Raw genomic sequence first — 11896 nt, 5'->3', positions numbered from 1 at the left:
AAGGGGTAGGTACGCGCTTCTGAACAGCGGAAAGTGCTCCCCGACGGAGAGAACGAGGCGGTAACGATGACTCCCATCCCGCGGCCGACGCCGCTCGGAACCCGGCACGGCGCTGGACGGACCGGCACGCGCCGGCCTCCGGTCCTGTGAGCGCCGGGGCCCGGCAGGGAGACATCTCGACCACGCGGGACGACCAGGCCGCCGACCCGCGCCGCTGGAAGGCGCTGAGCGTCTGCCTGGTGGCGGGTTTCATGACGCTGCTGGACGTCAGCATCGTCAACGTCGCCCTGCCCTCCATCCGCACCGGCCTCGAAGCCCCGCAGAGCGACCTGCAGTGGGTGGTCTCCGGCTACGCGCTCACCTTCGGGCTGATCCTGGTGCCCGCCGGCCGGTTCGGCGACATGTACGGCCGGCGCAACGCCTTCGCCTTCGGCGTCGCCCTGTTCACCCTGTCCAGCGCCGCCGCCGGGATCGCGCAGAACTCGACCTGGCTGGTCGTCGCCCGGCTCATCCAGGGCATCGCGGGCGGGCTGATCAACCCGCAGGTCAGCGGGCTCATCCAGCAGCTCTTCCGGGGCGCCGAGCGGGGCAAGGCGTTCGGGCTGCTGGGCGCCACCATCGGCATATCCACGGCCATCGGCCCGATGCTCGGCGGCGTGATCATCCGCCTCGGCGGCGAGCAGGACGGCTGGCGCTACGTCTTCGACGTCAACGTGCCGATCGGCGTCCTCGCCATCGTCCTGGCCTACCGCTACATCCCCAAACCGGCGGAGAAACGGCCGCGCAAGAGCATGGACCCGGTCGGCGTGCTGCTGCTGGGCATCGGCGTGGTGCTGATCCTGCTGCCGCTGGTGGAGAGCCAGGAGTGGCACGGCGCGGTGAAGTGGGTGCTGCCGGCCGCCGGGGTCGCGGTGCTCGGCGTCTTCGTGGCCTGGGAGCGCCGGTACGCCCGGCGCGGCGAGCCGGTCGTCGACCTGGCGCTGTTCCGCAGGCGCTCCTACGGCCTCGGCGCCCTGATCGCGGCGCTCTACTTCGCGGGCTTCACCGCGATCTTCTTCATCCTGACCCTCTACCTGCAGGAGGGCCTGCACTACTCGCCGCTGGCGGCGGGCCTGGCGAGCACGCCGTTCGCGGCGGGGTCGGCCGCGGCCTCGGTGTTCGGCGGCCGGATCGTCACCCGGCTCGGCCGTCCGCTGGTGGCGGTGGGCCTGGTGCTGGTCGGTGTCGGCCTCGTCGCCGTGGAGATCGCCGTACGGCTGGTGCCCGGCCAGCACGTGGCCTGGGCGATCGCGGTGCCGCTGCTGGTCGCCGGCGCGGGCAGCGGCCTGGTGATCTCCCCCAACCAGACGCTCACCCTGTCGGAGGTGCCGGTGGCCCACGCCGGAAGCGCCGGGGGCGTGCTGCAGACCGGGCAGCGCATCGGCACCGCCGTCGGCATCGCCGTGGTCGGCTCGGCGTTCTTCACCCAGGTGGCCTCCTCCCACGGCGACTACGCCACGGCGTTCCGGCACGCGCTGTACGTCACCATCGGGTTCGTGGTGGTGACGCTCGCGGTGGCCCTCGCCGACGTCCTGGCCGACCGCCGCTCCCCCAGGGAGCAGCCGACCCACTGACCGGGCACGGCGGGTCCCGCGTTCCCCCGGGATCGTGCTCAGGCCGCGCAGGACGCGTGGTGGACGCGGGACCTCACGGTGCCCTGGGGTCGGGGGCCGGAGGGCGCCGTGCAGGGCGACGGACGACGGCATGCGCCCGGTTCGCCGCCCGGTTCGCCGCCCGGTTCGCCGCCCGGTTCGCCGCCCGGTTCGCCGCCCGGTTCGCCGCCCGGTTCGCCGCCCGGTTCGCCGCCCGGTTCGGCGAGCCGGGACCCCGCGAGGTCAGGGGATGAGGGAGACCTCGGGGAAACGGGTGCCGGGGCCCTCGAACAGGTGGGTCGGCCTGCCCCGCAGGTGCAGGTCGAAGAAGGCCCCGACGTAGGCGCGCTGGGCCGCCACCGAACGGCCGGGATCGATCGTGCCCACGTAGTCCGCGAGCGGCACCTCGGGGAGCTTGGCCGCGATCTGCGGCAGCAGCGGCTGCAGGTCGGTGAACGAGCCGTGGGCCGCACCCTTGAAGCGCAGCTCCCGCTTCCATCCGGTCGAGGCCCGCCAGAACGACTTCCAGCTCGGCTCGCCGCCACGCGTGTGGGTCTCGGCCGCCAGCTGCAGGAACGGCCTGGTCACACCATATGTGGCCACCGGGCCGACATAGGCGCCGTCGAGATTGACACCCGCGTCCACGCGGGCGTCCTCGCGAATCAGCTGCGCGGCGACCGACCCGCCCAGCGACTGTCCCAGCGCCCCCACCCGCGAGACGTCGGGCGCGCCGAGCATCCCCGCGGGCAGCGTGCCGCCGATCGGACGGCCGTGGGCCAGGGCGGCGACCTGGCCCAGGACGTAGCGCATGTCCGCCAGGCGCGCCGCCGCGTGCTCGGCCAGCAGCTTGGCGATGACCTTCGGCGTCGGCTTCGCGGGCAGCGGCAGGGCGCGCACCAGGCGTCGGCCGGGAAACTCCACCTGGTCGGCCTCGTAGGTGTGGTCGACGGTGACGACCAGGTAGCCGCGCGAGGCCAGGTCCTCGACCAGGGTGGTGCCCAGCGTGCGCGGCCCGCCGTCCCCCGAACCGAACAGCACCACCGGCAGCTTGCCCGCACGCGGCTCGACCGGCGCGCCCACGCGGGCATGGGTGCGCGTGGCGGCCCAGGCGACGGCGCCCTTGGCGACGCCCAGGGGCGGCGCCGAGTGCCGGTCCCAGTCGGCGGCGGCCAGCGGCGCCATGTGCGGCGCGAGCGGCCCGCCGCCCGCCGCCGGGTACCACAGGCTGATCATCAACTCCCGGTACGGCCTGGCCGCCACCAGCGGATCGGGCCGCGAACGATCGACCAACCGCATGGCCACGGTCCCGACCGGATAGGGGCCGCCGGGCGCGGGCAGGCTCACCCCGATCGGGTTCCCGGCGTCGGCGCCGGCCGCGGGCAGGGAGACCGCCAGCACCAGCACGGCCAGCCCCGCGGCCTTGCCCGCGGTTTTCGAGACGGCGGACGCCGGGCTCTCGGAAACGGCGGACGGGCCGGTGGCCTCGGCACCCATCGTCCGATCCGTGTTTCTCCTGGCATAGGACATGTGAAAGCTCCTCGAACGGAAAAGGATGTCCGACGAGGCTGGCAGCCCGGCACGCCCGCGGGCCAGCGGCGGAGGTCGCACGCGCGCGTGCGACTTTCGGATGACGGTCATCCCCGGGGAGGACCGGGAGCCGGCCCGCAGGACGCCTAGGGTGACGTGCATGGAACCAGCCGGCCATCTGGCGGCCCGCCTCACCGCGCTGAGCCGATGGTCGACCGTGCCCGCCGACGCTCTGCTCGCCGCCGCGCTGTTCCTGGCCACGCTCGGACCCGGCCAGGTGCCGGCGGGTCCCCCGTGGCTGCTCGCGCTGCAGACGGCGCTGGTGGCGCCGCTGGCCTGGAGACGGCGCGCTCCGATGACGGTCCTGGGCGCGATCGGCCTCGCCGCCGCCGTCCAGTGGGCGCTGGACGTGCAGCTTCCCGCCGACGCCGCCCTCCTGACGGCCCTGTACACGGTCGCCGCGCACCGCCCCTGGCGCCACACCCTGCCGGCGGCGCTCGCGCTGCAGGCCGGGGTGCTGCTGGCCGCCGCCCGCTGGGCGCCGCCCGGCCGGTTCCCCCTCACGGTGGCCGCGCTGAGCGCGATGGCGGCCGCCGCCCTCATGACCGGCCTGTGGATGCGGGCGCGGCGGGCGTACGTGACCTCCCTGGAACACGACCGCGAGCGGCGGGCACGGCTGGCCGTCGCCGAGGAACGCGCGCGGATGACCCGCGACATGCACGACATCGTCACCCACAACCTGTCGGTCATGGTGGCGCTGGCCGACAGCGCCGCCTACGTCCGCCACAGCGCGCCGGACCGGGCCGCGGCGGCGATGGAGCAGATCGCCGCGACGGGACGCCAAGCCCTGCAGGACATGCGCCGCTCCCTGGGCACCGGCCGCGACCGCGCCACCTCGGGCGGGGACCGCCTCCAGGAGATGCTTCAGCCCGCGCCCGGAATCGCCGAGCTCGGTCCGCTGGCCGAGCGGATGCGCGCGGCCGGGCTGGCGACGTGTGTCCGGGTGGCCGGTGACACCGGGGCGGTTCCCGCCGCCGCCCAGCTGACGATCTACCGGCTGGTTCAGGAGGCGCTGACGAACACGCTGCGGCACGCGCCCGGGGCCCGCGCCGATGTGCGGGTCGAGGTGTCGTCGCGCCGCGCCGAGGTGGAGGTCACCGATGTTCGCGACCCGGCCGTACCCGGCGCCCTCGGGGCCCGCCCCGGGCTCCGGGGTGACGGGCGCGGGATCGCGGGCATGCGGGAACGGGTGGCCGCCTACGGCGGGACCCTGGACGCCGGGCCGGTGGCGGACGGCGGATGGCGGATGCTGGCGGTACTGGACCTGGGAGCGCCACGATGATCCGGCTGCTGATCGCCGACGACGAGTCGCTGCTGCGGATGGCCTTCCGCATGGTCTTCGAGGCCGAGCCGGACATGGAGGTGGCCGGGGAGGCGGATGACGGCGAGCGGGCGGCCCGGCTGGCGCGGCACCTGCGTCCGGACGTGGTGCTGATGGACGTGCGCATGCCCGGCCTGGACGGCATCGAGGCCACCCGCAGGATCGTGCGCGACAGCCCGCGCTCGCGCGTGCTCATCCTGACCACCTTCGATCTGGACGAGTACGCCTTCGCCGGGCTGCGGGCCGGAGCGGCCGGGTTCCTGCCGAAGAACACACGGCCGCAGGAGCTGCTGAGCGCGATCCGCGACGTCGCGGCGGGAGAGGCGGCGCTGTCGCCGCGCGTCACCCGCCGCGTGCTGGAGAGGTTCGCGCCGCAGATGACGCCGGGGCCCGCCGAGCGGGACGAACGGCTGGCGCAGCTGACCGCGCGCGAGCACGAGGTGCTGACGCAGGTGGCGCGCGGGCTGTCCAACGCCGAGGTCGCCGCGGCACTGCATCTGGCCGAGGCGACGGTCAAGACGCATGTGAGCCGCGTACTGGTCAAGCTCGGGCTGCGTGATCGCGCCCAGGTGGTGGTCTTCGCCTACGAGAGCGGCTTCGTCCGCCCCGCCGCCCCCGACCTCTGACCGCGCCGCCCCGATCGCGGCCGGCCGGCGATCCCCCGGCTTCCGGTCGCGGGCTTCCGCATGGCGGTCTCCCATGAGGTGGTCCCGCCGTATCGCCATGATCGGCGAAGCCGGTGCGGGGCCGGTGACGGCGGTGCGGATATTCGGTTGCCGTGGCCCCGGTGGGGCTCTGTAGGGTCGCCGGCATGACAGGGTCTCTTCGCCTGGAGAAGGTGACTCCGGGCAACGTCCTCGCCGCGTGCGACCTGAAGGTCCGCCCCGACCAGGAGCGCTTCGTGGCTCCGGTCGCGCGCTCGCTGGCCGAGGCGTACGCGCAGCCCGACATCGCCTGGCCGCGGCTGGTCTTCGACGGCGACCGGCTCGTGGCGTTCGTGATGGCCTTCTTCGACGTCCGTTTCAACCCCGGCGACCCGGACGATCGCCCGCGCTCCGGGCTCTGGCGGCTGGCGGTCGCCGCCGGTGAGCAGGGCCGCGGGTACGGGAGCTTCGCGGTGCGGGAGGTGTGCGAGGAGGTCCGCAGGCGCGGGCAGACGCGCGTGACGGTGACCTGGCACCCGGGTGAGGGCGGCCCCGAGCCGTTCTACCTGAAGCTGGGTTTCCGGCCGACCGGCGAGAAGAGCGAGGACGAGCTCGTCGGCGAGCTGGACCTGAACCGGCCGGGTCGCGGTTCGGGAACGTGATCCCGTCGGCGGGTGCCGCGTCCTCGGGGTGGTGGGTGAGCACGAAGACCGGTCCGTCCCAGGCGCCGCCGATCGCCTCGGCGGTCCCGGTCAGGTCACGACGTGGGAGTCATGGGCGTGTGGTGCCCGATCCATCGGGTCAGGGTGGCGAGGTAGTGGGGCGCCAGGAGACCGTCACCGCTCGTCTGGACGCGATGGTCGGCCCCGGGGAACACCTCCGCGGTCAGTCCCGCCCGGGGGTGACGGTCCGGGCGGCACGCCGCAGCGCCGAACAGGCGGACGCTCTCGGCGACGGGGACCAGCTCGTCCGCGCCACCGAAGATCGCCAGATGCGGGCAGCGCAGGCGCGCCGCGTCCGGGACGGGGTCGTGATCCTGCTTTCGTCTGAGGAACTCCCAGAGGCGCTCGTCCACCTCGGCCCAGTAGGAGGCGAACGCCGGTGACGGACCGGCCGAGTCGACGGATCTCGTCGCCGCGGCGAAGTCCGCGCCGTCCCGTCCCGCTTCGACGAGACGGTCGTACAGGGCCAGGGTCCGGTCGGTGTCCCCCACGTCCGCCCCCGCCCGCCGCAGGGCGCCGGTCAGGGCGTGACGTTCCTGGACCGCCGGGGTGGTACCGGGGCAGCTGTTGGTGATCACCCAGGGCAGGTCGTCCCGGACGGCGGCGGCGCGCAGGACGACCCAGCCGCCCTCGCTGTGACCGAACAGCCCCACCGCGCCGGCGCGTACTCCGGGCCTCGCGCGCAGGAAGTCCAGCGCGGCGGCCGCGTCGGCGGCCAGGTCGCCGATGGTCGCGTCGCGCCAGTCACCGGACGACCCGCCGACGCCACGCTTGTCGTAGGACAGCACTGCGACCCCGGCGTCGGCCAGGTGCCGCCGGATCGGGGGGAAGTAGATGTCGTTGTCGCGGTCCGACGGTCCGGACCCACCGACCATGACCACACCCGCCGCTCCCCCGCTCCGGTCGGGGACCGTCAGCGAACCGGCCAGCGTCACCTCCCCGTTCGGGAAGGTGACGTCACATGGGCGCGGGCCGGTCGGCATGGGACCAGCCTATTGATCGAAGCCCGCTTCCACGCCAGACGGAAGTCCGCCTTCCGCCTGGCAGCGTGGCGCCGCCTCGGATCAGTGACTGTAAGTTACTTTACTGTTACATTGCGTCACGAACGGCCGTGGACACGGCCCGACGGCACCGGAGCTGCCCATGCGACGCACCATCACCATCAGGATCGGCATCCTCGCGGCGGTCGCGATGCTCGCCCTCGCCCAGCCCGCCGCGGCGAAGCAGGCCGACGACGTGAGCCCGCGCGCCGCCGACGGCGACGCCTACTTCGAGTTCGACTACCCGCCGGCCCCCGACACGTTCGTTTTCAAGCTCAGCGACCCCGCCAAGATCAAGGAGGCCCGGGACATCCTGAGCGGTGCGCAGCGGGACCGCACCCACGTCATGGGCAGGATCGTCAAGCGTCCCGCTCCTTACAACCCCGGCTGGAGCTTCACCCTCGACCCGGCCACGATCTCGTTCTTCCAGCTCGCCATCGAGGTGTGCGACGCCTCGCCACGGTACGTCGATGACCATCTCGACGAGGCGGGCGGCGCGTTCCTGCCCGGCGGTCACTGGTGCCCGTGGGGATCGCGGCTGCTGAGGGAGGTCCACGCGCCGGCGGGCTGACCTCCCGGAAGACCTCGGCGCGGTGCCGTTCGGGCACCGCGACGCCGTCCCGTGCCCGCCCGGTCCTCCCGCCGGGCGGGTACGGCCGTTTCACCGTCGGCCGCCGGACCGGCAGGCGGTCTCCCGGCCGTTCCGATCGCGCGACGGGTCTCACGCGTGATAATCCCGGCATGACCGGCATGATCGGATACTCCCGGAGATCGCTGCTCCGCCTCGGCGGGACCGTCGCGGCCGGGGCCCTGGCCCTGCCCCCGGCCGAACGCCCGTGGACCGAACATCCGTGGACCGGGCGCCGGGACGGCACCCGCCGGGGAGATCCGCGGGAGGACGGCCCCTTCGCCGCGCTGCGTCGCGCCTGGCGGGACGTCACGGCGGGGTCGGGGTTCGACGCGGCGGCCGAGCCGTACCGGAGCCGGCTGGCGGAGCTGGGCGCGGCGGCGGCGCGGCACCGGGACGCCATGCGTCCGGGCACGTCGTCGCTCTGGCCCGGCCTGCCGTTCCCCTCCTTCACCGCCACCCCGGCCCGGCTGCGGGCCATGGCCCGCGCGTACGCGCTGCCGGGGACCGGCCTGACCGGCGACGCGGGCCTCGCCGCGGCCATCGCCGACGGCGTGGACCACTACCGGCGGCGGGTGTACGCGGCGGGCGCCGAGGCGACCGGCAACTGGTGGCACTGGCGGATCGGCGTCCCGCGGGCGCTCCTCGACGCGGCCCTGCTGACAGACCCCCACCTGGGGGGACGGCGGGCCGGGGCGCTGCTGGAGGCGGTGGACCACTTCGCGCCCGAGTGCGTCCTGGACGACTACGACGGGACGAGCACCGGGGCCAACCGGGTGGACCTGTGCACGGTGCGGCTGCTGCGCGCCGTCCTGGCCGCCGACCCGGACGGCGCCGCGCGGGCCGTCGCCGCGCTGTCGCCGGTCTTCCCCTACGTCACGGACGGCGACGGGTTCCACCGCGACGGATCGTTCCTCCAGCACACCTGGGTCCCCTACCAGGGCACCTACGGGGCCTCGCTGCTGTCGGGGCTCGCGACCCTGTTCGCGGTGCTGCGCGGCTCGCCGTGGGAGGTCACCGACCCGAACCGGCAGGTCGTCCTCGACGCGGTGGAGAGGTCGTTCGCCCCGTTCGTCCACGACGGCCTGTGCATGGACCTCGTCAGCGGGCGCGCCGTCGGCCGCGGGCCGTACGGTGACCACGCCCGGGGACGCGCGATCGCCGCGGCGGTCCTGCTGCTGGGCGAGACGGCCTCCGCCGCCGAGCGGGCCCGCTGGCGGAGCATGGTCAAGGGGTGGGCGCTGCGCGACACCGTCCGGCCCATGCCGCGGGCGGCCGAACGCGAGGACCTTGGGTTCCACGCCCGGCTCGTCGCGCTCCTGAACGACGACGGGGTGCCCGCCGCGGCCGAGCCCGCCGGGCACCGGCTGTTCCCGGAAAGCGCCCGCGCCGTCCACCGGGGCCGGGGCTGGTGCGCGGGCCTCAGCATGGCCTCGGACCGGATCGGCCACTACGAGCACGGCAACGGTGAGAACCTCCGCGGCTGGCACACCGGCTCCGGGATGCTCCACTGGTGGGCCGAGGGCCACGGCGACCAGTACTCCGACTTCTTCTGGGACACCGTGGACCCCTGCCGCCTGCCCGGCACGACGGTCGCCGCCCGGCGGCCCGCCGATGGCGCGGGCGCGGCGTGGGGCGACACCCGCCCGCCGGTCCGCTGGGCGGGCGGCGCCACCGACGGCCGGTACGCGGCGGTCGGCCAGCACCTGACCGGCCTGGAGAGCACACTGGAGGCGTTCAAGTCCTGGTTCTTCCTCGACGACGCCGTGGTCTGCCTGGGCGCCGGGATCAGCTGCGAGGACGGCGTTCCGGTGGAGACCGTCGTGGACAACCGCAGGACCGGCGCGCGCCTCACGGTGGACCGTACGGCGGGCTGGGCGCACCTTGAGGGGCACGGCGGCTACGTGCTGCCCTGCGCCCGGTTGCGCACGCTCCGCGAGGAACGCACGGCCGCGCCGGAGCGGCCGCCCGCCGGGCGCGCGGTGACCCCTGCGGGCGGAGGACCCGCGGTGGCGGCGGGCGAGGGACGCGCGACGCGGGACGCCGCCCGGCCGGACGCGGCGACCGGGGACACGGTGACCAGGGGCTACGTGACGCTCTGGCTGGACCACGGCGTCGATCCCGCCTCGGCCGGTTACCTCTACCTGCTGATGCCGGGGGCGAGCCCGGCCGCGACCCGGGCCCGCGCCGCCGACCCCGGCTGGGTCCGCGTGCTGGCCGGCAGCCGCCACCGGCAGGGCGTCCACGTGCCGTCGCTGGGGGTCACCGCCGTCAACTTCTGGGGCGGCGGGACCGCCGGGCCGCTGACCGCCTCGGCCCCGTGCGCGGTGCTGGTCAGGGAGCGCGGCGACGGCACGGCCACGCTGACCGTCGCGGACCCCCGGCGTGACCTGGAGGAGCTGACCGTGACCTGGGACCGCCCGGTCTCCGCGGTGTCGCACGGCCACCCGCTCCTGACGTCCGCGGTGACCGGGCGGAGGCTCACCCTCACCTGGGGCCGGCTGGCGGACCGCGCGGGCGCCTCGCACACGGTCACCGTACGGCTCGGCTAGCGTCCTCACCGCGGCGGGGACGCACGGGACGGCCCCGGGCGCCGCGGGAGGTCAGCGGCGGGTGAACACCATGGTCCAGTTGGTCAGCCAGGTCTTCTCCCCGTCCACGGAGAACGCCTGCTCCCAGCGGGCGGAGTCCCCGGTGATGTCCGACCAGATGAAACGCGCCCGGACCGGGGTGCCCTCGTAGGTGTCGTCGCCGTAGAACTCGCCCCGGCCGCCGGAGAAGCGGCCGACGACCGGGGGGAAGAGCGTGCCGGTGCGTCCGCTCGCCCAGTACAGCGACCACTGCCCGGTCGCGGGGTCGTACAGCCGCAGGGTCAGCCCGGCGAACCCCCTGTCCGGGAAGTCGATCTCGTCGAAGTTCGCCCCGCCGCCGAAGTGCCGGGAGGCCCGGGAGACGCCCCGGAACTCCTCCCACTCGCTCGTCCCGTCGAGGAAGTCCGTACGCCGCCGGTTGGCGACGTCCCAGGTGCCGATGAGGAAGTCGAAGTCGTTCACGGGCGGTCTCCGGCGGCGCCCTCGGGGAGGGAGCCGGCGAGGTAGGCGTCGAGGCCGGGCCGGTCGAGGGCGCAGGCCGCCTTCTCGACCTCCGGCTCGATGCCGGCCGGATCCGCCGTGACGTGGTAGCGCTTGACGTGACGGCCGCCCACCCGGATCGGGGGCGGCACCCGCAGGAATCTCTCGCTGAAAGCCATGGCTGGACCGTAGGGCCGCTCCGCTGACATCTTGTGTCAGTGAAGTCGAGCCGCCTTCTTTCGATCATCCTGCTGCTCCAGGCCCGGGGCCGGATGACCGCCGCCCAGCTCGCCGGGGAGCTGGAGGTGTCGGTGCGCACCGTCTACCGCGACGTCGAGGCGCTGCACGCGGCGGGCGTGCCGCTCTACGGGGACGCCGGGCACTCGGGCGGCTACCGGCTGCTGGCCGGCTACCGCACCCGCCTCACCGGGCTGAACGCCGCCGAGGCGGAGGCTCTGTTCCTGGCCGGCGTCCCCGGGCCCGCCGCCCAGCTCGGGCTCGGGCAGGACCTCGCGGCCGCGCAGCTCAAGCTGCGCGCGGCCCTGCCGCCGGAGCTGCGCGAGCAGGCCGACCGGATGCGGGCGCGCTTCCACCTCGACGCACCCGGCTGGTACGCCGCCGACGACGATCTCCGGTTCCTGCCGCGGGTCGCGGACGCGGTGTGGCGCGGCCGGGTGCTGGACGTCCGCTACCGCCGCTGGAAGGAGCCGACCGACGTCGAACGGCGGCTGGCGCCGTACGGCCTGGTGCTCAAGGCGGGCCGCTGGTACGTCGTCGCGGCGGCGGACCCCGGGGCGGAGCCGCGGACCTACCGGGTGGACCAGATCCTGGAGCTCGCCGTACGGGAAGAGGAGTTCACGCCGCCCGGGGACTTCGACCTGGCCGCCCACTGGCGGCGCCACCAGGAGGACTTCCACGCCCGCCTGCACCGGGGCGAGGCGGTCGTCCGCCTCTCGCCGCGTGGCGCGTCGGGCCTCGACGGCGCGGCGGCCCGGGCGCTGGCCGCCACCGGGGTCACCGAGCCGGACGGCTGGATCCGTGCGACGCTGCCCGTCGAGTCGCTCGAACACGCCCACCGGACGTTCCTCGCGCTCGGCGTGGACGCCGAGGTGCTGGAACCTCCGGAGCTGCGCGCCCGCCTCGCCGAGACGTCCCGCGCGCTGGCCGCCCGCTACGCCGCCTGCTGATCGGAGGCCCGGCCTTCCCCGGAGCTTCCGGGGAAGGCCGGGACGGGGGCGCCGTCCGCCCCCCC

Annotated in this window: 12 protein-coding genes; 8 read left to right on the top strand and 4 right to left on the bottom strand. The window is 74.9% G+C overall.

The genetic code is table 11. The annotated features are described in order from the left end of the window. Positions 1-146: 146 nt before the first annotated feature. The gene (locus IEZ10_RS36020; RefSeq protein ID WP_189250994.1) at positions 147-1613 is read left to right on the top strand and encodes an MFS transporter; all 1467 of its coding nucleotides are present in this window, start codon (positions 147-149) and stop codon (positions 1611-1613) included. Positions 1614-1672: 59 nt separating this feature from the next. Next, positions 1673-1885 carry a hypothetical protein gene (locus IEZ10_RS36015; protein ID WP_189250993.1) on the top strand — a complete coding sequence of 71 codons (213 nt, stop codon included), beginning with the start codon at positions 1673-1675 and terminating at the stop codon, positions 1883-1885. On the opposite strand, the gene IEZ10_RS36010 is transcribed toward IEZ10_RS36015, so the two are convergent. Beyond that, the gene (locus IEZ10_RS36010) at positions 1875-3125 is read right to left on the bottom strand and encodes an alpha/beta hydrolase family protein (protein WP_189250992.1); all 1251 of its coding nucleotides are present in this window, start codon (positions 3123-3125) and stop codon (positions 1875-1877) included. The genes IEZ10_RS36015 and IEZ10_RS36010 overlap by 11 nt on opposite strands. A 193-nt stretch (positions 3126-3318) precedes the next feature. Here IEZ10_RS36010 and IEZ10_RS36005 point away from each other — a divergent pair, with 193 nt between their 5' ends. The 3 genes from IEZ10_RS36005 to IEZ10_RS35995 all read left to right on the top strand — a co-directional run bounded on the left by IEZ10_RS36005 (position 3319) and on the right by IEZ10_RS35995 (position 5845). After that, positions 3319-4500, top strand: coding sequence for a sensor histidine kinase (locus tag IEZ10_RS36005; protein WP_229812004.1), 1182 nt, complete (start codon positions 3319-3321; stop codon positions 4498-4500). Further along, the gene (locus IEZ10_RS36000) at positions 4497-5165 is read left to right on the top strand and encodes a response regulator (RefSeq protein WP_189250991.1); all 669 of its coding nucleotides are present in this window, start codon (positions 4497-4499) and stop codon (positions 5163-5165) included. Before IEZ10_RS36005 ends, IEZ10_RS36000 begins: the two co-directional genes overlap by 4 nt. Before the next feature lie 185 nt (positions 5166-5350). Further along, positions 5351-5845 (top strand): GNAT family N-acetyltransferase, encoded by a 495-nt coding sequence (locus IEZ10_RS35995; RefSeq protein WP_189250990.1) that lies wholly within the window; start codon positions 5351-5353, stop codon positions 5843-5845. Positions 5846-5940: 95 nt separating this feature from the next. On the opposite strand, the gene IEZ10_RS35990 is transcribed toward IEZ10_RS35995, so the two are convergent. Further along, positions 5941-6888, bottom strand: coding sequence for an alpha/beta hydrolase family protein (locus tag IEZ10_RS35990; protein WP_189250989.1), 948 nt, complete (start codon positions 6886-6888; stop codon positions 5941-5943). Between the two features lie 160 nt (positions 6889-7048). Between IEZ10_RS35990 and IEZ10_RS35985 the strand changes: the two genes are divergently transcribed. Beyond that, positions 7049-7516, top strand: a complete 468-nt coding sequence (locus tag IEZ10_RS35985) for a BP74-related protein (RefSeq protein ID WP_189250988.1) — start codon at positions 7049-7051, stop codon at positions 7514-7516. A gap of 170 nt (positions 7517-7686) precedes the next feature. Next, positions 7687-10125, top strand: coding sequence for a polysaccharide lyase 8 family protein (locus tag IEZ10_RS35980; RefSeq protein WP_189250987.1), 2439 nt, complete (start codon positions 7687-7689; stop codon positions 10123-10125). A gap of 51 nt (positions 10126-10176) precedes the next feature. On the opposite strand, the gene IEZ10_RS35975 is transcribed toward IEZ10_RS35980, so the two are convergent. Beyond that, positions 10177-10626 carry a hypothetical protein gene (locus IEZ10_RS35975; protein ID WP_189250986.1) on the bottom strand — a complete coding sequence of 150 codons (450 nt, stop codon included), beginning with the start codon at positions 10624-10626 and terminating at the stop codon, positions 10177-10179. Next, entirely contained in the window at positions 10623-10823 is a 201-nt protein-coding gene (locus tag IEZ10_RS35970; RefSeq protein ID WP_189251034.1) for a hypothetical protein, read from the bottom strand. Before IEZ10_RS35970 ends, IEZ10_RS35975 begins: the two co-directional genes overlap by 4 nt. Before the next feature lie 39 nt (positions 10824-10862). On the opposite strand from IEZ10_RS35970, the gene IEZ10_RS35965 reads away from it, so the two are divergent. Next, a complete protein-coding gene (locus tag IEZ10_RS35965; protein ID WP_189250985.1) occupies positions 10863-11831 on the top strand; it encodes a helix-turn-helix transcriptional regulator in 969 nt (322 codons plus the stop codon). Positions 11832-11896 lie beyond the last annotated feature (65 nt).

This window comes from Streptosporangium pseudovulgare, from assembly GCF_014648055.1.
Lineage (GTDB): Bacteria > Actinomycetota > Actinomycetes > Streptosporangiales > Streptosporangiaceae > Streptosporangium > Streptosporangium pseudovulgare.
The sequence above is the reverse complement of the archived record's forward strand: the minus strand, read 5'-3'. Positions and strand labels throughout refer to the sequence as shown.